This is a genomic window from Desulfovibrio litoralis DSM 11393, from assembly GCF_900143255.1.
GTDB lineage: Bacteria > Desulfobacterota > Desulfovibrionia > Desulfovibrionales > Desulfovibrionaceae > Frigididesulfovibrio_A > Frigididesulfovibrio_A litoralis.
This window is the reverse complement of record NZ_FRDI01000017.1, coordinates 1-21,796: the sequence shown is the minus strand read 5'-3', so window position 1 is coordinate 21,796 and position 21,796 is coordinate 1. Positions and strand designations below refer to the sequence as shown.

Genomic DNA, 21,796 nt, shown 5'->3' with positions numbered 1-21,796 from the left:
AGATGATACCTTACACTCATTCAAATATTAGTAAAATGACATATAAAGATTGGAGTAATTATCTTCAATCTCAAATTGTTACAGATAACGCAGACAAATTAACAACTTGGTATGCCATTATAGACCCATCAGCAGATAACAATCTACCAGATTTATTATGTGATTTAAATGGTAACTCAGAGATTTTACCAATATTTATGAATACTATGTTAGAAGAATATAGCTTGCAAGGGCCACTTTTTGTCCCATTAAAAGAGCATAGTGATGTTGTGAACTGGTTTTTTGAAAAATCTGAAACTAAAGCTATTGGTATTATTTATGAAGTAGAAAATACTTCTGTAGATTCTTTTTTTGATCATTTACAAAATCTTGTTGAATGTAAGTTGCCAAATGGTAAAACTGGAGTTTTTCGTTTTTATGATCCAAGAGTGCTTTATGCTCTAACTCAAAGTGAAGATCAAAGTTGGAGTCATTATGCATCTGGTTCTTCTCTTTGCTTGCATGCTTGGGAAGCTGGGCGTGCAGTTCCTATACAAGTTCTTGGTGAAAATAAAATTATGGAACAAGAAGGATTTTTAATAACTGACGATTTGTTAAACTTTATTTCTAAATATACAGCACCATACACAGTCATAAATAATATGCAGGGAGAAAAAGGAGAGACACTCCGCTGTTTACCAATTCCAGAATCATTTCAATTCGTAAATAGTATTTGTGAAGATCTTTATAGCTTAAATATTCGTAATATTTCTGACCTTATTATTGGAATATCTATTACAATGCAACTGAAATATAATATTTTTAAGCAGACGTTTGTACAAGAATTGATAACTGCTAAAATGCCGAGTGAAAATCTTCTTGATGTGCTAAAGAAACTACCAGATAATTATTTTAAGGGAATAAAGATATGACCACCACAGCCCCTAAAAAAAACAGTACATTTAAAATTTTTACCCTAAGTGTTTTGGTTTTTATTTGTGCTTATATAGCTTATAATTATGTTGACAATTACTTACGCCCCACACCACCAATGATTAAATCTATTGGCTTGGCTTCTCAACATTATATTTGGGGCGAACATTTTAGGTTTGATGAAAAGTGGGGTTTTGGGTTTGGAGCTACAATCACTGGCTTTGGCCCCCCCCCCCATCCAGGAAAAGATGCAGGTCTTGGCTTACAGCCTATACCCACTACTTTATATGCCCGTTGGTTTGACTTTCCGAAACAGCGTTTTTATGAGGGGAGTTTTGATATGCCCGATTTGCCCGCTAAGGCGGCTCAAGTGTATAAAGAAATCAGCGATCGTAACCCCAAATTGACCTATCGTAATACCTTAATTATCGCCGTCGGGGCAGAGGGAGAAGTTCAGCTTTGGCTAAAAGCAACAGCAAATGAAAAACTTAGCTTTGATGACCCTGATTGGCACAGTAAGGAATTCCCCGAGCCGCAGCTTTTATTTTCCGGACGGGCAGATTATGGCGAAGGCGACCCAACAATGTATAAAGAAAATACAGCCGAAGCCCGTAAAGCCGGTGAAATCCCCCAAGAAACAGTACCCTCCGAACCTATAATAAAAAAATAAAAAAGGTCTATAATAATGAGTAAAGACGAGATATTAAATCAAGCTACAGAAGACGCGAGCGGAGTAAAATCAAAACAAGCTATAGCTCCTAAAAAAAACAGTAAATTTAAAAGAAATACTCTAATTATTTTGGTGATTATTTGTGTTTTTATGGCTTATAATACCTTACGCCCCAAACCACCAATGATTTATGATCTTGCCTTGGTTTCACAACATTATGTTTGGGGAGAACGTTTTACTTTTGATGATTTTGACGGTAAAGGTAACAGATGGGGTTTTGGGTTTGGTGCTACAAGCACTGGTTTTGGACCACCTCCTAGCTGGGGAGGGGGGGCAAATCTTGGTTTACAGCCTATTCCTACCCAATTATATGCCCGTTGGTTTGACTTTCCGAAACAGCGTTTTTATGAGGGGAATTTTGATATGCCCGAGTTGCCCGCTAAGGCGGCTCAAGTTTATAAAGAAATCAGCGATCGTAACCCCAAATTGACTTATCGTAATACCTTAATTATCGCGGTGGGGGCAGAGGGAGAAGTTCAGCTTTGGCTAAAAGCCATAGCAGATGGCACTCCAAATTTTAAAGATCCTGATTGGTATAATAAAAAAGCACCCGAACCGCAGCTTTTATTTTCCGGACAGGCAGATTATGGCAAAGGCGACCCGACAGAGTATACCAAAAGAACAGCACAAGCCCGTAAAGCCGGTGAAATCCCCCAAGAAACAGTACCCTCAGAACCTATAATAAAAAAATAAAAAAGGTCTATAATAATGAGTAAAGACGAAATATTAAATCAAGCTACAGAAGACGCGAGCGGAGTAAAACCTGGAAAAACCAATGCGGTTACTGGTTGTTGTGATCAAAAAATCGATTTACAAATTGGTCTTTTTTTTGACGGTACGGGGAATAATAAAGATGTAGATGAAAAAGAAACTGACAAGGACCAAACATGGGCAAAAGAAAGACAAACAGTAGAAGAAAATCAAACTAAAGCCGAAATTGAAGCGAAACGTAAAGAATTAGCAGAAGCGGAACAAGCTAAAATAAAAGCCGAACAAAAAGCCTTAAAGGCGAGACAAGAGGCTCTTGTCTTACGTGGGCAAGCCGAGCGAACCAAAGCTGAGATTTTTGCTTTAACTGAACAAAGTGAAAGAACAATATATACCATGCGAACAATGAATGTTGAGTCCAAAGAGTTTCAAGCCGCTAGCGAAGAAATAAAACGCTTGGAACGACAAAGACAAGAGGCATGGGACAGATGGCGACAACTTTCCGAACAGGCGAGTAAAAAAGAAGAGGAAGCAAAAGCGGCAGAAGCGGAAATAGAACAAGCCAACAAGAAAATTATCCGTTTAAAATCCGAGCTTAAAAATGCCGAAGCCCGGCTTTATCGCTCTAGCCCCGGGACAAGCAATATTACTAATGTTGTAAAATTACTGGATTTGTATCCAGAGGTGGATAAAAAAAAATTTAAATATCGTCACTATTTGCGTGGGGTAGGGACTTTTTCCGGGAGCGAAAGTGGTTTTTTTATTGACGAAAAAACAGGTCAGGGTTTAGGTGTTGGCGGTGAAGGAGGAGATGAAAGAATTAACGAGGCGAGTAAGTATATAAAAGATATATTATCTATAGAGCTACCTAAAAGCTCCGGCAAGCCTTGCCCTCCTGATTCCGTAACCATTGATATTTTTGGTTTTAGCCGTGGGGCGGCTTTGGCTAGGCATTTTGTGAATGTTATTTTAGATGGTTTACCTGATTATAGTAAAGATACACGGGAACGTGGGCATAGATTAGTAAAAATCCCTGGACAAAAAGAGGGCAATAATTACAAAGAGTATACTGAAGCCAAAATTTTAGGCTCAATGCGTGTAGAAGGATTAGACCAAGTATACGAAAAACTACCTAATGTAACAATTCGTTTTGTAGGTATTTTTGATACAGTTGGTTCGTTTTATCTGGGAGGGAATTCAGATGAAGGAGACTTTCAATTAAGTTTACCCACCGGGTGTGCTAAAAAAATATTTCATATCGTGGCAAAACATGAACGTAGAAAAAACTTTCGCTATACTAGCATAAAACCCGGCGACGGAGAAGAAATATTTTTATCAGGGGCTCATTCTGATATAGGCGGTGGTTATCAGCTTTATGAGGTCAAAAAACTACTGATGGATAAAGAGAGGTATTATGGATTATCCTATACTAACGCAGAAAGTACACTAAGATATAAAGCTCTCCAACGGGGTATACTGAAAAACCCTATTGATCCATTACCCTCTGGTTGGTTTTTTGAAAACATACCCATATCTAAGAATGCTGATGACTTATGCTTGATGCGTTATAAACGTACTGATAACCGTTATTCTCATGTTGCCTTACATATTATGCATAAAAAAGCACTAGCCGCGGCTGTACCTTTAAAAGATTTAGATGATACTTCACCTTTGCATCAAGTACCGGCTGATGTATCAAGTTTTATTGATACGCCTGATGCTCCAATGTCGTTAGAGTTATGGGAAAAATATATCCATGTTTCTGCCGTTGATAATGATCCGGAATTATTATATGCCAAAATGCCTCGTGGGCGCCTTGACTCTGATATTGGAATGTGGCTAGATGATCATCATCCTAGTTGTAGAGGTGGGTTTGAAAATAAAGAAAACGGCGAATTAAAAAGAGAGGGTACCACGAAAATTAAAGAATATGGTAGCGTATATTAAATATATATTAATTTGTAGATTACTAAAAATCTTTTATACTAGAAGTAGAGTCTTAATATATAATTGTTGCAAGCCAGTATATCAGCTAAACACTTCGTGATGTGGTTATTTTTTGAGAGTGTTAAGAATTAAATTATAGGATACATTATTGACGATAACTCTAAGCTTGTATATATAATAACTGTTTATTTTTTGGTAAAGATAATATAACATATAAAACATTAGATAAACAATAATCATATAAAGCAACCTTGGAGTTCGTCTGTGAGCAAACATCTCAAGCAATCACCAGTGGTTCAGATGTCCACACTCCCAGAGCCGTCGGCTAGTAGCTTGATAACTACGGACTTCACAGTCTCTTTTGGGCAAAATATCCCCCCCCAGCAACTTATTCTACTATATTCTCCAGATGAATGGGAAAATTTTATTCTTGAGTGGGCTCACTATCAAAAACAAATCTACTCTCAAGTTGTACGCCAAACAGGTTCAGGAGACATGGGAATAGATGTTGCTGGATATACTGACGAGCATGGTGTGTTCGGAGTTTGGGATAATTTCCAGTGTAAACATTATGCAAATCCACTTTCTGTGACAGATGCTTGCAAAGAAATAGCAAAAATACTGTGGTACTCTTTTAATGAGGAGTACTCTCCACCGCGAGCCTACTATTTTATGGCGCCTAAGGGTTGTGGCACAGCACTTTCAAAAGCCTTAAGCTCTCCGCAAAAGCTCAAAAAAGAACTTAAGGACAGGTGGCCAACCTGTGCTAAGGCTATTACGACAACCCAAAGCATAGCTCTTGAGGGAGAATTTGCTAATTATGTAGATAATTTTGATTTTTCAATTTTTGGTCAACGAACTTCATTGGAGATTATCGACGAGCATAGAAATACTCCCTTTCATGCAACTCGTTTTGGTGGTGGGCTTCCCAAAAGACCAAGTATTCCATCTCCACCAAATACTCATGCCCAAACAGAAAGTAGATATATTGAACAGTTGTTTGAAGCATATAGCGACCATAAATCTTGTTCTTTATCTACGATAAACTGTTTATCCCCATGGCCTAACCTTGCTAACCATCTTCAACGGCAACGAGAGTATTTTTATTATGCAGAGTCACTTAGAAATTTTGCACGAGATAGTGTCCCTGTTGGAACATTTGAGGAGTTACAGGGGGAAGTTCATGCCGGAGTTGTAGACGTGGCTGAATCATCACAACATAAGGATAGCCTTGATCGTGTAAATGCAGTAACTTCTGCTGCTATTAGTATGCAGTTAACTTCAAATCCACTCATACAAGTGACGAAAGCCCAAGATCGTAAGGGGATTTGTCACCAACTAGCAAATGAAGATCGTTTGATATGGAAAAAAATATGAATATACCGCAAATAATTCCTCCTAGTTTTAACTCACCTCTTGAGGCAGCTATTAGAGCTATTGTTATTTTGACTGAGATATACCCTTGTAGATTAGATTTGCAGGAGATGGTTAAACTTGACCACCTTATCGTTCATACAAAAGATATAAACGGTCCTCAAAGCTTGCATCCACAGTTACCCCTCAGAAATGCAGAAATTCTTGTGCGGAGAAAAATTGTTGAGCAAGGCTTATTTTTGCTTATAAGTAAAAAACTTGTAAGTAGGGTCATAGATGATAATGGAATTTATTATGAGGCAAGTGATTATGCTGCCCCATTTATTGCAAGTTTGGAGTCAACTTATACAGCGAAGTTAACGGAACGAGCAATATGGATTAACAATAATTTACTACAGCTAGACAAAAGTTCTTTTCGCTCTCTTATAGAAAAAAACTTTGGCAAATGGACACAGGAATTTCAACCTCTTGAGAATAGTTACGGAGTGAAACAATGAGCGAATCTATACATCTTAGGCACCTTTGTTTCACTGGTTCCCACAAGGAATCTGCTATCATTGATTTTGTACAAGGCCTAAATTTGTTGTATGGTGCATCTGACACAGGAAAATCATTTGTATTGGAATCTATAAAATACATGCTCGGCGGAAGTAAACTGCGCGACATACCAGAGCGGTTAGGCTACGATAATGTTTTTTTAGGAATAGAAACAAGTGATGGTGAAGAATTTACTTTAAGGCGTAGCACAAATGGTGGGGATTACCACCTCTACACAGGACTTCACAAAAGTATACCAGAAGGTATAGAGACTGAGACCATTTACCGTATGGATGCAAAAAAAAGCCCGAAAATATCTGAATTTATTTTTAATAAAGTTGGCTTGTCTGGTAAAAAATTAAAAAAGAATCAACTGTTTGAAACTGTTAACTTGAACCTAAGCCATTTTTTCAATCTCTGCATTATTGATGAAAAAACAATATATAGGCAATCGTCTGTCATTGAGAGAGATAATTATATTACGAGAACTGAAGACCAGTCTCTGTTCAGGTTTCTTCTTACTGGGAATGATGATAGTTCACTAATTCCATATGTTTCTCCAAAAGACAGAGCGTTATCAAGGGCAGCCAAGCTGGAGGTGATTGATGCGCTAGTTGAAAAAAACAGCCAGTGCATCGACGAAGCTGGTATTTCTTATAAGGATGCTACCGATCAGCTTGATAATTTGCAAAAGACAATTGAGCGAGAAGAGAAGCAACTAGCTTCATCTAGTGTGAAATATAAAGAACTCATTAAAGAAAGAAATTTATTAAGAAGTGAGCAAAATAAAAACATAGAGCGCAGGCAGGAGATTGATGGGGTAATCCAGAGATTTCAGTTATTGGATAAACATTATGAGTCTGATTTAGAGCGTCTTGATAGTATCTGTGAGGCAGGTACTTTAATGCATATGTTGCCTAACTCTTATTGTCCGCATTGCGGGGCACTACCTAACGAACAAGTTCACTCAAAAACTTGTGCTGTCAATATCGTCCCAACCGTTGAAGCAGCTGTGGCAGAAAAAAATAAAATCCTACAACTAAAATCTGAACTCAGTCAAACGATATGTGATTTGCGTTCAGAAGCATTGTATGTCGAGAATATTATTCCAGAAATTAATAATAAGTTGAATTCACTAGATGCGGAAGTAGAAGAAATATCGCCAATTATTAAAGAAAGTTCTGTCACTTTTTCAGAACTTTTAGAAAAACGCACATTTATTCGAGAAATTATTTCTGCCTACGAACAAATATCTATTCTTAATGATATGAAAAAAGATGTAGAAGCGGAAGCAAAAACAAAGTCGAAAAAACCTCAAAATGAAGATGAAGCAACTTTACCACAATCGCTTCTTGATAAGCTAGCAAAGCAGATTGAAGCCATCCTTAAAGCTTGGGAGTTTCCAGACGCTGACCGAGTATTTTTTGATACAAAAACGAATGACTTAACGATTAGTGGAAAATGTAGAAAAGATCGAGGAAAGGGGATGCGTTCCGTTATTCATGCTGCTTTTAATATTGGTCTGCTAGAGTTTTGTAAAAAAAATAACCGCCCTCATTTAGGTATAGTCATTTTGGATAGTCCTTTGCTTGCTTATAAAGAGCCAGACAACGATTCAGATAGCTTGTGCGGGACAAGCGTTCAGGACAAATTTTATGAGTATTTGCTCACCATAAAAGACAGGCAAATCATCATTATTGAAAATGTTGACCCACCAACAGCCATGCTTGACCAGCCATGTACTGTTCATTTTTCAAAAAATGAATCTTCTGGACGATACGGATTTTTTCCACCAACTACACACGTTGTCGACTAGGCAATATTTGTCGCTATGATTAATTAATAGCAGAAATATGAGTTAGTGTTGAAAAACGTATCCCATAATTCTAATATTAATTACAGGATGATTTATAAAAAAAACTAACCAAAAGCCTCTCTTTGTCACTGGTACTAAAAATGGGGTGTTTACAGTGATAGAAATGGGATGATTACACCACAGTAGAGAATTTATACAATTTTGGAGGTGCCTTTAATGAATGAGAGTCAGCAATATATCGAAATATTAAATAAAGAATATATAGATAAACATTTACGAGAACAGGAACGAGATGAGTTGATTCAAGAAAATAATGTTGAGACTCGTGATATTAAAGGGTATCATGGTCGTGAAATTCTTGAATTATTACAAAATGCGGATGATGCCTATCAGAAAAGCATAGAAGAAGGCAATCAACGTGGATGCGAATTAGAAGTAATGATACAGTTTAAGAATAATGTGCTGACCGTTTCTAATACTGGTACTTACTTTGATAATGATGGAATAAAAGCAATTGTTCAAGGAAATAATAGCCCAAAAACAGGTACATATATTGGTAATAAAGGTACTGGATTTAGGTCTGTGTTAAATTGGGCTGATAAAATCAGAATTTATTCAGGACAATTTAACATAGAATTTTCTAGAGATATAGCAGAGAAAAAATTTAATGAAATAAAGTCAGAACCACAGATTCAAAAACAACTTAAGACAAAAAACAATCTTTATATTCCAATATTGGCAATTCCGCAAAATATTGATTCTAAGGCCATTTCAGACAGGACGACTATTGAAATTACTGTGAAACCAGAGAAATTGAATGATGGATTTGGTGTGTTAGAACAAATAAAAAATATTGATTTAAGAGTATTACTGTTTTTACCTAATATTAGCAAAATAATGATTGAAACAGATGATGAAAAAATTAGGTACGAGAAAGTAATAGATTGCGATAATAAAGTTGCTCTAAAAAAAATAATTGATGGAAATATCCAAATTGAAGAGTCATTTAATCTATATAAAAAAGTAATTAATAAAAAATTTACAGAAGATAACGATTTAAAAGATATTCAATTAGCTATCGCTGTGCCAGACGATTATGATAAATTTCAAAGTAGTCATTTGTACACGTTTTTCCCATTAATGGAAACTAAATCTCCATTTAATTGTGTAATGCACGCCACATATGTTTTAGGAGATCATCGAGATACAATTACTTCTTGTGAAATTAATAAAACTATTATCAAGCACCAACTTCAATTCTTAAAAGAAGTTGCAATAAAATTTGCTGATAAAAGATATGGAAATTTATCATTAAAATTGCTTACTCCAATCGGGTTTGAAAAATTCACTTCATATAATGGTTGGACATTTGTTTCTGCTTTTTCCAAATTTAAACTAGAAGAGCATTTTTTTGAACTGCTAATAGATGCTAACATTTTGCAGACTGTCAACAATTCATATATATCAATTAAGGACTTTCCAAAAAGAATTAATGGTGAGGTTCCTTCTGTGTTCAAAGGGGAACATTTTAACAATGTTTTACAGAGCATTTCAGAAGATTTGATTCACACGGGGGCAGAAAAGTTAATTAATAAAGTTGCAGATACAGTTAATGTTTCACTTGAATATGATGAATATGCATTGTTAAAAATTGTAAATGATCTAACTTTGAATTGGACTAAAATTGAACAAGTTGAGGTATTCAGTTGGTGGAATGACAATTATTCACATACCTTGCCGAACTTGTTAAAAACCACAAATGGGAAATGGCTTGATTTTGAAGATGATTGTTATTTTTTAGTTGGGGATATTAATAAAAAAATTCCTTCTTGGGTTAAAGTTCCATCTTTAGCAGCTGAATATCAGGAGTTGTTGTTTACTAATGCGTCTCAAAAATCAACGGTTTATGATATCAGAAAAAATGATACAGAGACACATATATCTCGTTTAATTTCTCAAAATAAAATCTACCCCTTAATTAAATTTGCTTACCGAGATAAAAACAACATAATTACAACTGTAAATGGTTCTGTTGACAAAACTTATAACAAAGCTGTGGATTTTATTAAATGGTTATGGAGTAATTATAAAACTGAAGTTACCAACTGGACACCTCCTAAAGGTACCGATGTTTCTCCCATTCGGTATAATTTCCCTAGTTCTACCGAACGCTCAGTGCATAATGCAGAACAACTGTATTTTGGTTTGGATTATGGTTATGAATTATCAAGTAAATTATTTGATAGCTCGAATGGCAAATTTCCTGCTGCTGAAACCTTTGCAATTAATATTAATGAACATAATGAGTTTGTTGACTTCATTAAAAAATTTGGTGTTAAGGTATATCCAAAAATCGAGAAACAAGAAGTTAAACCTAAACCACCGTATGATGAATTTTATAAACATGAAATTCTTAAAAGTGGTGAAGGTGGTAGGTCTAATTCTATTCATATTCAATATAAATTGCCATTCATAAAGGATATTGAAAATATTCTATATAAACTATCAACAAATGAAGTGTTGTTGTGGATTCTCAAAGATGAATCATTAAGAGCTTTACTTGGTGCTCCATCTTATTTTGATCATGCTGAGATATCATTCAAGGGTCTCAGACAAACACAATCTCATAATTATCGTGGAGAAATAAAGAATTACCTACTTTTCATTTTCAACAATACTAAATGGGTTGAAGTGGCTGGTAAAAAATATGCCCCAATAGAAATCTTGAATGGTGTTACCTATCGAACCAACCCCAAATTTTCAGAAATACTACCTGTAATTAGTATTGAATTTATTGAGTCAATAGCAAAAAAATTAAAGATTGATTACGATAAAGTGCTTGGTATTTTCAAGATGTTTGATTTCTGCGATAAAGTCACGGATTTACCATCGAATGATTTTTACGATTTATTGTTAAAATTACCAACTTATGAGTTTCAACAAAGTGTGGAATTATCAAAAGCAATTTATAGAATTATAGAGCACACAAGTTTTATTAAAAAGTTTGATGAGTCTAGAAATAAAACGAAATTTTTTGACGAAGGAAGACTTTTAGTGAAATTGCAGGGTGAGCTAACTTATTACCCCGCAAAGGAATCTTATCTTCCAAGTGCTAAAATAATTTTAAAACATTCTTTACCAATTATAGAAAAAGGGCAAAGAACTAATAATTCAAACTTCAGCAAAACTTTTGGTTGCCAAGAATATGATAATGAGTACTCGATTAAAAAGGAAAGTATTAGTTTAAGTAAGTCGAATCAAGCATTTCAGGATTATTTTAAGGAATTTTCTAAATTTGCAAGAGCATATGGTAATACAAATAATACTCTTGAAATGAATGCTGGGCGTTTAACTATTAAATTAGTAAATAAAATTAGTATTATTGAAAATGGCGAAGTAACTGAAGTACAAGATAACTATATATTATTACGGGATACTTTGACAAGTTGGTATATTACGGTTCTTTCAAATGAATTTGACATCAATTTGTTGTCAGAGCAAATCGAAAATATTTACTCGAATATTGCGAATACACCTGGCTTTGATGCTGGCAAAATAGGAGAATTATTCCGTACAAAAAATAAGTTTGACCGTGAATTTTTAATTAAAAAGGAGTTTGGTTCTCTTGGTGTAATTGATGATAATTTATATAACAATCAAGTAAAGAATAATTTTATAGGCACTGTACAAAAAATTGATAGTATTTTTGATTTTCTGAACAGTGATATCAATTTTGATGACTTTTTTCATGTCGATAATTCAAAAGCAATAATAGCTACATTGAAAAAGTTAAATGTGGATGTAAATGCTTTTAGAGATGCTGGATTTGTCTACGCTATTGACTTGATCCCGTATTATAAAAAGCAATGCTTTGAGTATTTAAGAAAAGAACTGAAAAATTATAAAGATGTAAACTATGCTTTAGCGTTAAAGGACAAGGAATTGCAAAAATATTTCTTGGACAAAGTAGCTAAATTTGAAGATTACAATATTTCCACATATGAAAATTCTATTTATTTCAATGTTGAAGATAAAGTTCATAATAATTTTGGTAAATGGAAGAACCTAGAACTAGTAGATGCAGATAAAACCTATGAGGAAAATTATTATGCATTAAATCCTGACGATTCATTTGCTGAATTGATTTCAAACGACTCTAGAGTAAAAACGATAATATACTTTGGAATAAAGTCTGATTTTGAGCAATGGAGAGTAAAGCAAGTTGAAAACTTGGAAAAGGAAAGGTCTAGTGAATCCAATGATATTTATAAAGATTTTAAAAATATAGTGCCTGATGAAAAAACTATAGAATTTCATAAGGCTGAAGAGAGATCAAATACTAGACTAAGACAAAATCAAGGTACTTTCACTCAAGTAGCAGAACAAAAAAGAAATAAAGCAAAAAAGATTTTAGGCAATAAAGGTGAGCTTCTCGTGTATAACAAATTATGTAAAGATTTTGGTAAAGAAAATGTATTTCCAAAATCAGAGGCTTTTGTTGAAATGGGTATTATTCGAGCAGGTCTAGCAACTTCAGGATCATATGATTTGTCATATATTGATGCAAAAGACAAAGAATTCTTTGTTGAAGTTAAGACGTCAGGAGATGGTAAGTCATTTATTATTACACTAGGAGAACTCGAATTTGCTAAAGAAAATCCTGAGCGGTTTAAGTTATATCTTGTTTCAAAAATTGATTCTAGCACTCCAATAGTAAATATATTGGAAAATAAATTTTGGAACAATAAAAAATTTCGCATGAAAGAAATTATAGAAAAAATTGAAGTAACATTTTAAATAATGTATGCTTAACAAAGATGATTTTTCAGTATTTGAGGTTTTTAGGATCTTTTGTAAAAAAAAGCGGCTCTCTATGACGGCTCTCTCTCAAGCAAGTGGGCAAGATAAAAAAGAAGGCATATCAAGAAGGCTCTCCCTCAAAGACGGGGGCAGGTAGAAAAAATCTAATAAAAAAGGCATACTGCCATAAAGCGGTATGCCTAACAGGGCAAAGCGCGATTCCGACCAAAGAAAGGAGATCGCCCTGTGGAAAGAATTCTAATCGGTTTGCCAGAATTTACAATAGAAAATGTTGTTTCCGCCAAACCTGTGGTATTACAAGTTTCTTGGCTGGGACAGGCTATCTGCCCGCATTGTGGTGGCAAGGAATTACGTATAAAGGATAGTTTTTGGAGAAGTATAAAAAATATACCTTTGCGTGCAAGTCCCTTGTCTTTGCTTGTTAAGTGTCATAAATATCACTGTAAAGATTGCAATGCGTATTTTAACAGTCGTCTGCCTGGTGTGAAAAAATGGAGCCGCACGACAGAATTGTTGAAAAAAGCGGTTTTTTCAGCCTATAACAAGGGCTATAGCAATAAAGACATTGCAACTGAAAACGCCATTGGTGTTGCCAGCGTAGAACGTTTTTATCACCAGATGATCAGACATAAAGACAGTCATTTAAAAAACCGCTCATGGCCACGCATTCTTGGCATTGATGAACATCGTTTTACAAAGAAACAGGGGTATTTAACCACATTTTGTGACTTGCAAAAACAGCGGGTGTTTGACATCGCAAAAGAGAAAAGCTCGGCTGAACTTCATGTTTTTTTATCTTCTCTAAAAGGGCGTGAACGCGTTAGAATCGTGTGTATTGATATGAACTCAACATACCGAAAGATGGTCAAAGAATGGTTTCCTAACGCCAAAATAGTCGCGGATAGATTCCATGTTATTAGACTCGTAAACCACCATTTTTCAAAAGTGTGCAAGCTTGTGGATGAAGAACATATCGCCTTTGGGCGTGGCGGCCTGATGCGTATGCTTGTGACACGCCGTGACAGGCTGAATGAAAAACAGCAAAACATGCTCAAAGAATATTTTTTTTAATCAACTGGCACTGGCATCTGTCTATAATTTTTGCCATGATTTAAATGACTTATTGCGTATAAAAAAAACAAAATCGAAAAAGTTGCAGTGAATATGTATACGATTTGCTTGAAAAAATTAAACAACTCAAGCAGATCCCTTTTCAACCCTTAAAAACACTTGGCAAGACACTCGAATCATGGCAGGAAGAAGTTGCCTGCATGTTCCGTTTCGTGAAAAATAATGGAATAACAGAAGGATTTCATAGGAAAATGAAGTTGACACAACGCCGGGCTTATGGCTTTAGAAATTTTGAGAATTACCGCTTACGCGTTAGAGTTTTGTGCTGTTAGGAATAGAAAATACAATCAAATCCTGGTCGGAAAAATGCTCTGAATTTTAGCCTGTCCCTGTCTTTGGTGTAGAGCCCATTATTTCCCCAAAATTTCCCCAAAAAGAGCCTTTAAATACAAGAAAAGGGCTTACGATTTCTCGTAAACCCTTGATTTTCTTGGTTGCGGGAGCAGGATTTGAACCTACGACCTTCGGGTTATGAGCCAGACGGAATTGTTTTTTTAGCCTTATTTCTATTGACGTCAATTGATAAAAGTGTTACTTTTCAATGAAATATGAGAGCAATGAAAAACAATAGATAACATAAGAGAGCAAAAAAGAGCAAAAAATTTGTACCAAATTTGTACCACTTTTTTGGTACAAATAAAGGGAGAGTAATCATGGCGTCATGGGAAAAACTAAATGGTCATAAAGGCATTGAGTTTAGACAATATGGTAAAGATAGATCATATCGATTTCGCCAGCACCCATATTCAGCCGATGTGCTAGGTGTAATGGAAGAGGCAACAGCTATAAGAATATCAGCAGAATTAAGGGAAAACCGTTCTAAAGAGGTTGGACCACAATCTTTCAAAGAAATGAATGCAGATAATAAAGAAGAAGCCCAAAAAGTAGCTATCGTTGAAAAGAAGGAAAGAAAACGCATTATAGCCGATGAGCAATTTGCCCAAGCAAATACCGTAGGGTCATTTTGGGATAATGTTTATTGGCCTAAAAGAAAAACCGAAGGCAGTGAACATAACAATAAATCAATCTTAGGTGTTTTCAACAATCATATCAGGCCAGTAGTTGGCAATATCACGCTACAAGAAGTGACATTCTCCAAGATTGATGAAGTTTTTCAAGCCATGTATAATAAAGGGCTATCTGCAAAAACAATAGATCATGCTTATACTATTTTTCAAGCAGAGTGGACGTATGCATCAATTTATCTATCTGCACATAATGGTATTATCTTGCCTGTCTTCCCTGGAAAAATGGTCAAACGCCCTAAGCTAAATAATCAGAAAACATGTTATCTAGATCCTGCAGAAGCCTCTAAATTGCTTCATACACTTTATAATTGGCGTGACATATGTAAACGTCATGGTATTAATCAGAAAGGAACAGACACTAAAGATGTTTATGGAATGACGGTGCTTTCTCTTTTGTCTGGCTTACGTTTAGGGGACATTATCAAGCTGACGTGGCGTGATGTTGAAACCGCTTTTGCATACGCTAGGAACCCAAAAGGTGGCCGGCAATATGGTATCCATCTTGATATTGACATGGTTCGGGATATGCTAGAAGAACGGCGTAGAATGTTCCCAAATGCCCGATCAGATGATCCTGTGTTCAAAGACTCAACAGGAAAACCATGGAAGGAGGCACCGCAAGCTTTTGAAGATGTTGTGGAAGAACTTTGTATTAATTATACGCCCAGACGCATAAATAACCCACTGGAAAAAATTGATTTTCACGCGATGAGACACACGTTCGCATCATGGCTTGCAATGGCCGGAACGTCATTGCATACCATCATGGTTCTAATGGGCCATGAAAGTGTTGCTATGACGCTGAGATATGCACGGTTGAATCCAGCTTATACACGCCAGCCAGTGGCGGAAATGGCTACAAACTTTGCTAAAAAACATAAAGAGTTAACTGATGATGAATATATATATGTAGAGTCATCGCCGATGCATGAAATGAAAAAAGAAATTTTCATGTTTGACTCTTGACTCGACCAACCTAAAAGGTTATATGTTTTATAAGGAATGTTCTGATATGGAAAAACATAAACCCCATCATCACTTGCCAACGATAAAGAAACTCGTTCATGAGCGTAAGGTTGAGATTAGGAAAACAGCCTTGATTGGGGCGGCGGAAATGGGAGTAGGGGTGTCTGACATCTTAGATGTTTTGCAATCTTTGACCATTACGGATTTTTATAAAAGCATGACGACATATGGAGACCACCAAAATTGGCAGGATGTTTACCATACGGAAACAGAGGCTGGAACGGCCTATCTCAAACTGTCAGTGTGTGATGATGTCCTTGTAATTGTCATATCATTTAAGGAGAAGTAGCCATGAAATGCCCAGAATGTGGTCACAAGATGTCTATTGAAACGAAAGACATCACCCATACATACAAAGGCAAGTCGACAATCATCAAGAATGCTACAGGGAAATATTGCTCAGAATGTGATGAATTTACGTTCTCATTGGACGAAGCCCAACGGGTCAGTGATGAAATGATGGCGTTCAATAAGAGCGTTAACTCTTCCATAGTTGATCCTGAGTACATAGTCACTGTGAGAAAGAAGTTGAACTTGACTCAGGCGGAAGCCAACAAAATGTTTGGAGGTGGACCGAATGCTTTTTCCCGTTATGAAACAGGTAAGGCGTTACCTCCGCAATCGTTAGTTCAACTATTTCAACTTCTTGACCGTCATCCGCATTTGTTGCAAGAAATCAAGAACCCACCACCGAATAATACAACGTCTGGTGGCAGTTTGGCGTATGCCTAATAAAGTATTGATGTAATAACTTGACTTTTTTTGAACAATGCGTTATATATTAAATAGCTATAAATAATAGGTCAATCGGTTTGCACGTTACGATTGACATTGCAAAATTGAAATGTGTAGACGATTTAGTAAGCATCTCTACTGATCGCCTGTAACGAGATGTGAAAAGGTCGCAAGATCCGCTAATATGTGAACTCAGCTCGAAACTGACCAAACCCAGAAACATATTAGCGTAAGGCAATTTAAGCCCTGTCTCCCCGAAAAGTGTAAGCCCTGTTAACAGGCTGAAAAGTAAGGGCCGTTCGTTGTAGCGAACTGTAAAAAAGACAGGAGGGTATAGCACTTAATCAAAAAGTGCCGTATTCTCCTGCATTTTTTTGTAGTAAGAACGGTCAACGGGTAACAATGTCACAACAATCACTTACTGCTACCTTGCTTATACAGCAATACCCAGCATTAATTTCTCAAAATCAATTAGCAAAAATTTTTGGTCAACATGTACAAACGATAAGACGTTTAGCACGTGCTGGCCTTTTGCCGTTTCAAAATGTTTCAATCAGCGGACTTGAAAAAAAGTACAAGCTTGAAGACGTAATTCGTTATCTTGAAAACCCGCCAATAACCACCGTAAAACGCCGTGGCAGACCTGTTGGCAGTAAAAACAGTATAACAAAACAGCCTCTTTTACGCAAGAGAAGCGGTCTTATGAATATGGTGCATGGTAGTGACCCAACCCAATAAATAAAAGAATTTTTAGTGACCCAGCCCCAAAAACATGAGGAATATATGCCTAGTAAACCCAAAAATTGGATAAGTGATCACCGATGTCCAGGCTTGCAAGTTCGTGATTACAATAATCGTTACACATATCGTCTTCGACAACGATACCAAGGTAAACTTTATATTGATTACTTAGGTGAAATGCCATTAGCCATCGTTTTTAAATATGCTCACTTGCTTAGAATTAACCGCAGTGACCCAGTTAATTTAGCTCAAATTTATACGGAAATAGAAATGTATCGTGTCGCAAGCGTCGATAGTTTTTTATCTAAACACAAAAAGCCAGAGGAAGGGAAAAGATAGGCTGGGTCACTATATTTTACACAAAAAAATCAGCAGATGTGTACATCGTTTATCTACATAATAACATTGTAAAAAACCACTGATTAGCTAATAAATTTGTATATAAATTAGCATAAAGCGTATAACTTTTACCTGACATTATCTAAATAATTTCGGGCATAATTTCGGGCATCATTTTATGAGCTATTCCATTTTCATAACAGCGGAAAGTCTAGCCAGAATATCTTCCAAAAAATCTTGAGGAACAGAACAACTTACAGAAAAAGGACGTGCCCGCCAGTCGATGGAACGTAGTTGCGAAAGTAGTAAAGTACCGTGCGTTGGCAAACCTTGTGGCAAGCGAATTTCATTGGGTAACCCCTTTTGTGGCGTAGTTATGGGAACTACCCAACAAAACCCCGTATGTTTATTAAACATACCAGCAGACACAACCAGCACGGGACGGTAGCCTTTTTGCTCATGCCCCAAGGTTGGGTCAAGGCTCAGTTTAAGCACCTGTCCCTGAGTTGGAGTTAGGGAGGGAGCTGGGGCAGTCTGTTTTACCATATTTCTTCCCCTTGCGGTTTGCCAAAATCAATGGCTGCATGTGCATCCGCAGGGGTGAAGGAATCAAGAATATCTGCCAAGGCATAGTGCTTACCTGCTGGTTCGGCTTTTTTAATGAGCAATCCACCATCTGCCGGGTTGAGTTCTAATATATCCCCAACCTTAAAATTTAAACTGTCGGCAACACCACGAGGTATACGAAACCCTAGGCTGTTACCCCACTTACTAATATGAACCTGTTGCATGGTAACTCCTCCTGTATGGATAATTATGTATATCCAAAGAGGTCTTTTGTCAATAGAGTAAAATAATACTCGCCATAAACAACTGCTTCACCGTATTTTACCCCTTAAACATAGATTTTAGTGGCTTTAGATGTAAAAACCCAAAAAGGCAAGGTTTAAAGCGGGGAAGGACATTTTTCGAATGCCTTCCCCTATTAAGGCATAAAGCGCCCCGCACGCTCTTTAACTAAAGTATATTTATAAACTAAAGTTTTTGTTAAAACAAATCAAGCACGGGGCTTTTAAACAAAGGCAAAAAGGCATCCTTAGTCGCGGAGGCAAACCAAGCGGCTCTAGCGAACACACGACACGACACGATAGGCCGTGTCGCTGTACGCGCTGCCGAAGCCACCGCTCAGACTGAAGCTCCAGTGCTTGCCTGGGCCGCCGGCGTCGGACGACCACGCGGAGCCGAGCGCCCAGCCCTGGCCGATCATCCTGCCTGAGTTGAAGAGGTCGAGTAATTCTTGTTTGCTCGGCAGCCGCCACCCTGTTTGCCCATTGATGGTTTGGGTTGTGCAAGCGGTGTTGGCATCGTTCCAGGTTAGGGTGTTGCTGTCGATCGGCCGCCAGATCAGGTCGTTAAAGTCAACATAGCCTGTGGGGAGATTGGCTGTCGTCAGGCTGGTCGATGACACCACGGTTTGCGGGGTCGTGCCATCCGTGGCCACAAAGTAGAGGGTGTAGGCAGTACTGTATTTGAGGTTATTGAAGTTGATGGTGCTGCTACCATTAATGAGGCTGACATTGGTGGCACTGGCGAAGACATCGCTGACCGATGGTGGTGTTTGTGTACTCTCCTGGAGAATGTAGAAGCCGGTGCCTGCTTCGTCACTCGTGACCGTAGCACTGGCGGTGTGGTAGTACGTGCCTTGGGCGAGGGTGAGGGTGGTGACGGGTGATTCGGCTATTACCGTAACATCCACAAAGGCACTACGCCCATCAGCCAGAGTTACTGTCAGCTTTACAGCCCCTTGAGTTTGCCCTTTTAGAGAAAGGGTAAAGGCACCGCTACCATTAGACGCTGTGGGAGCGGTGTAGGGTTCCACTTCCCCTGTGCCAGTAGCTACAAAGGACGTAATGGGCTGACTATTTACTGAAAGGCCATTGCTATCCGTCAAGGTAAAAGTAATGCTTTTGGTTTCACCCACCTGCATACTTGTGGGATTGGCCGTTATAGCAAGCCCATCGGCCTGCACTTGCACCGTGGCGGTGGCTGTTTTGCCATTTGCTGTGGCACTCACCTGAATGGAAGCAGGCCCTATACCAGTGGCTGTGAGTGTTGCTGTCGCAACGCCAGAACCATTGGTGTGGGTCTGCGCACTTAGTGTGCCAGGGCCGGAAACAACAGACCACGTCACATTAGTATTGGCAGGCCCGGTAAAAGTCATGGTGGTAGTTTGGCTATTGGCAAGGCTGGCAGATGCAGATGTGAGTGTTCCACTTGTCACCGTAACATCATTAAGAGTTACGCTCTGGCTACTATTACCCGCCTGAATGGTAAGCATAACTGGAGTTTCGGTTACATTAGCCAATTGTATGATAAATTCACCTTGGGCGTTAGATTCACAAATAACGCTATTCTCAGCCGCATAAGCAGCACTAACACTAAAAAACTTATCTAAATAATCAAATGTTTTAGCAAAAAAACTTGAGGGCTCAACAGAAGCTATTGTTGTAATCGAGGCACCACTAGCGACGCTTACCCGCACCTGTTGACCGGCAACATATTTATCAAAACCGTTGCGAATGCCGAATTTAAACTGATTTATACCCACCTTACCCAAATATTCCACATGATAATTGTCTTTAGCCTTATATTCCAAGACCATTTTATTTTCTCTATCCACAAATTCATGGCGACTACCGCCAACGGTACGCATCTCCGCCACCTTGCTGTGGCTAATTTGATCTTCCCAAGGCATGTTGAAATTATAAGTAAAACGCATACCAACTTCGGTATCAGAGCTACCACGCTCGGTACTACGCTGATTCACAAAACCAGAAACCAACGGAACTGGCGTATATTCCACCCCATAACTCCAGACGTTTGGGTCGCTCTCAAGTTTAGAAGCCCCAAACATTCCAACATGGTCGCCTTTCCATTGGGTATAACTACCTGTTAAAGCTACATTTCTATAAAATGGCACATAACCTTTAGTGCGTAAGTCCCAACCTTCGGCGGGGCGTTCCTGAACAAAATCGCCGTCAAAATCTTTAGAATCTTTCCAATTTGAAAGCGGAGCGTAATAGTTAGAAGCTAGATGAATCCAATCATATTGGGCTTCAACACCTAAACCGCCACGTTGGTGGCTTCGAGTAAAATCGTGGTCATAAAAGGTATTATAACCTAACATCAAATTGCCCGCATCTTCGCCAATACCCTCTTTTTGTGCCAAGGGATACCAACGCTGACCTACGCCAAAGTTACCTATCCAACGGTCTTTGCTGTCTTCGGCGTTCATACTGCGAGTGCCTAGTTGGCTATAAACCGTGGTATGTTTGCTGTCATACCAAGGAAGCAACAAATCGCCCTCGCCATTAATTTTACCGTCCCAATCTGCCATAAAATTAAAACGTGCCTTGGCTCCGCCATAAGGGCCTTCCATAACCCCTAAAAATACGCCCTCAGCCGCACTATTGACCATGCCGACACCATAATTTAAACTACGGTCAATCATGACTTGAGCGGGGTCAAGTTCTCTGGCTGTCCCGCCATTTTGGGCGTTTAGACTGCGTCCACCTTTAGCGGAATTAAAATAATGATTGTTAAATTTGGCGATTGGATCAAGCTCAAGGTTTGTGCCAACTCCGTTATAACTACCAGTATTAACACCATTATTCATGTAGGCCGCCGCACGTTTTCCGCTATAATCATAAGAGTTTTCACCGCCAGCCTTTCTAACTGTACCGTCGGCGTGAAAACCTAAACCCTGATCGGCGTTGGGGTCATAAGCGTCATTACGCGCATCTAAACCCGGCAAGCCCATAGCATTAGTGGCGGCGTTAAATAACACTGCACTCACTTTTTTAGGACTATCAGAAGGCGTTACTGCGTTATCAGAAGCTACTAATGTTTTGGTTTTTTCGCCTTTTGAAGCGACAGAAGCTTTTTCATTAT

At 37.8% G+C, this 21,796-nt stretch carries 17 protein-coding genes and 1 pseudogene; 15 read left to right on the top strand and 3 right to left on the bottom strand.

The window, feature by feature from the left end; genetic code table 11:
- Positions 1-2: 2 nt before the first annotated feature.
- The 15 genes and pseudogenes from BT999_RS11755 (at position 3) to BT999_RS11690 (ending at position 17,845) form a co-directional block, all read left to right on the top strand.
- On the top strand, positions 3-911 hold the full coding sequence (locus BT999_RS11755) for a DUF4123 domain-containing protein (RefSeq protein ID WP_072697981.1): 909 nt from the start codon (positions 3-5) through the stop codon (positions 909-911).
- Complete coding sequence (locus tag BT999_RS11750; protein WP_072697980.1) at positions 908-1,582, top strand: DUF2931 family protein; 675 nt, start codon at positions 908-910, stop codon at positions 1,580-1,582. The genes BT999_RS11755 and BT999_RS11750 overlap by 4 nt, the downstream gene beginning before the upstream one ends.
- A gap of 15 nt (positions 1,583-1,597) precedes the next feature.
- Positions 1,598-2,335 carry a DUF2931 family protein gene (locus BT999_RS11745; protein ID WP_072697979.1) on the top strand — a complete coding sequence of 246 codons (738 nt, stop codon included), beginning with the start codon at positions 1,598-1,600 and terminating at the stop codon, positions 2,333-2,335.
- 15 nt (positions 2,336-2,350) lie between these two features.
- Complete coding sequence (locus BT999_RS11740) at positions 2,351-4,297, top strand: T6SS phospholipase effector Tle1-like catalytic domain-containing protein (protein WP_072697978.1); 1,947 nt, start codon at positions 2,351-2,353, stop codon at positions 4,295-4,297.
- 264 nt (positions 4,298-4,561) lie between these two features.
- Positions 4,562-5,674: an ABC-three component system protein gene (locus BT999_RS11735; protein ID WP_218587520.1), complete on the top strand. Its 1,113-nt coding sequence runs from the start codon at positions 4,562-4,564 to the stop codon at positions 5,672-5,674.
- Complete coding sequence (locus BT999_RS11730) at positions 5,671-6,168, top strand: ABC-three component system middle component 2 (protein WP_143145573.1); 498 nt, start codon at positions 5,671-5,673, stop codon at positions 6,166-6,168. The genes BT999_RS11735 and BT999_RS11730 overlap by 4 nt, the downstream gene beginning before the upstream one ends.
- On the top strand, positions 6,165-8,024 hold the full coding sequence (locus BT999_RS11725) for an ATP-binding protein (RefSeq protein WP_072697976.1): 1,860 nt from the start codon (positions 6,165-6,167) through the stop codon (positions 8,022-8,024). The genes BT999_RS11730 and BT999_RS11725 overlap by 4 nt, the downstream gene beginning before the upstream one ends.
- 216 nt (positions 8,025-8,240) lie before the next feature.
- Entirely contained in the window at positions 8,241-12,821 is a 4,581-nt protein-coding gene (locus BT999_RS11720) for a sacsin N-terminal ATP-binding-like domain-containing protein (RefSeq protein WP_072697975.1), read from the top strand.
- 249 nt (positions 12,822-13,070) lie between these two features.
- Positions 13,071-13,916 (top strand): ISL3 family transposase, encoded by an 846-nt coding sequence (locus BT999_RS11715; protein WP_084650705.1) that lies wholly within the window; start codon positions 13,071-13,073, stop codon positions 13,914-13,916.
- Between the two features lie 101 nt (positions 13,917-14,017).
- A pseudogene (locus BT999_RS12785) lies at positions 14,018-14,248 on the top strand (transposase); the annotation flags it as partial.
- A 381-nt stretch (positions 14,249-14,629) separates the two neighbouring features.
- A complete protein-coding gene (locus tag BT999_RS11710; RefSeq protein WP_072697974.1) occupies positions 14,630-15,970 on the top strand; it encodes a tyrosine-type recombinase/integrase in 1,341 nt (446 codons plus the stop codon).
- A 46-nt stretch (positions 15,971-16,016) separates the two neighbouring features.
- Positions 16,017-16,319: a type II toxin-antitoxin system MqsR family toxin gene (locus BT999_RS11705; RefSeq protein ID WP_072697973.1), complete on the top strand. Its 303-nt coding sequence runs from the start codon at positions 16,017-16,019 to the stop codon at positions 16,317-16,319.
- Positions 16,320-16,321: 2 nt separating this feature from the next.
- A complete protein-coding gene (locus BT999_RS11700; protein ID WP_072697972.1) occupies positions 16,322-16,762 on the top strand; it encodes a type II TA system antitoxin MqsA family protein in 441 nt (146 codons plus the stop codon).
- Positions 16,763-17,167: 405 nt separating this feature from the next.
- Positions 17,168-17,503 (top strand): helix-turn-helix domain-containing protein, encoded by a 336-nt coding sequence (locus tag BT999_RS11695; protein WP_072697971.1) that lies wholly within the window; start codon positions 17,168-17,170, stop codon positions 17,501-17,503.
- Positions 17,504-17,548: 45 nt separating this feature from the next.
- Positions 17,549-17,845, top strand: a complete 297-nt coding sequence (locus tag BT999_RS11690) for a hypothetical protein (protein ID WP_143145572.1) — start codon at positions 17,549-17,551, stop codon at positions 17,843-17,845.
- A 183-nt stretch (positions 17,846-18,028) separates the two neighbouring features.
- Here the strand turns inward: BT999_RS11690 and BT999_RS11685 are convergent, their stop codons facing one another.
- The 3 genes from BT999_RS11685 to BT999_RS11675 all read right to left on the bottom strand — a co-directional run.
- Positions 18,029-18,391 (bottom strand): type II toxin-antitoxin system PemK/MazF family toxin, encoded by a 363-nt coding sequence (locus BT999_RS11685; protein ID WP_072697969.1) that lies wholly within the window; start codon positions 18,389-18,391, stop codon positions 18,029-18,031.
- Positions 18,385-18,636, bottom strand: a complete 252-nt coding sequence (locus BT999_RS11680) for an AbrB/MazE/SpoVT family DNA-binding domain-containing protein (protein WP_072697968.1) — start codon at positions 18,634-18,636, stop codon at positions 18,385-18,387. The genes BT999_RS11685 and BT999_RS11680 overlap by 7 nt, the downstream gene beginning before the upstream one ends.
- 332 nt (positions 18,637-18,968) lie before the next feature.
- A partial coding sequence (locus BT999_RS11675; RefSeq protein WP_143145571.1) for an inverse autotransporter beta domain-containing protein occupies positions 18,969-21,796 on the bottom strand: 2,828 nt, incomplete at its 5' end.

Bases quoted from the DNA above. Each gene is read 5' to 3' on its own strand.
- BT999_RS11755 (WP_072697981.1), top strand. From the start codon at position 3: ATGATACCTTACACTCATTCAAATATTAGTAAAATGACATATAAAGAT.
- BT999_RS11750 (WP_072697980.1), top strand. From the start codon at position 908: ATGACCACCACAGCCCCTAAAAAAAACAGTACATTTAAAATTTTTACC.
- BT999_RS11745 (WP_072697979.1), top strand. From the start codon at position 1,598: ATGAGTAAAGACGAGATATTAAATCAAGCTACAGAAGACGCGAGCGGA.
- BT999_RS11740 (WP_072697978.1), top strand. From the start codon at position 2,351: ATGAGTAAAGACGAAATATTAAATCAAGCTACAGAAGACGCGAGCGGA.
- BT999_RS11730 (WP_143145573.1), top strand. From the start codon at position 5,671: ATGAATATACCGCAAATAATTCCTCCTAGTTTTAACTCACCTCTTGAG.
- BT999_RS11725 (WP_072697976.1), top strand. From the start codon at position 6,165: ATGAGCGAATCTATACATCTTAGGCACCTTTGTTTCACTGGTTCCCAC.
- BT999_RS11720 (WP_072697975.1), top strand. From the start codon at position 8,241: ATGAATGAGAGTCAGCAATATATCGAAATATTAAATAAAGAATATATA.
- BT999_RS11710 (WP_072697974.1), top strand. From the start codon at position 14,630: ATGGCGTCATGGGAAAAACTAAATGGTCATAAAGGCATTGAGTTTAGA.
- BT999_RS11705 (WP_072697973.1), top strand. From the start codon at position 16,017: ATGGAAAAACATAAACCCCATCATCACTTGCCAACGATAAAGAAACTC.
- BT999_RS11700 (WP_072697972.1), top strand. From the start codon at position 16,322: ATGAAATGCCCAGAATGTGGTCACAAGATGTCTATTGAAACGAAAGAC.
- BT999_RS11695 (WP_072697971.1), top strand. From the start codon at position 17,168: ATGTCACAACAATCACTTACTGCTACCTTGCTTATACAGCAATACCCA.
- BT999_RS11690 (WP_143145572.1), top strand. From the start codon at position 17,549: ATGCCTAGTAAACCCAAAAATTGGATAAGTGATCACCGATGTCCAGGC.
- BT999_RS11685 (WP_072697969.1), bottom strand. From the start codon at position 18,391: ATGGTAAAACAGACTGCCCCAGCTCCCTCCCTAACTCCAACTCAGGGA.
- BT999_RS11680 (WP_072697968.1), bottom strand. From the start codon at position 18,636: ATGCAACAGGTTCATATTAGTAAGTGGGGTAACAGCCTAGGGTTTCGT.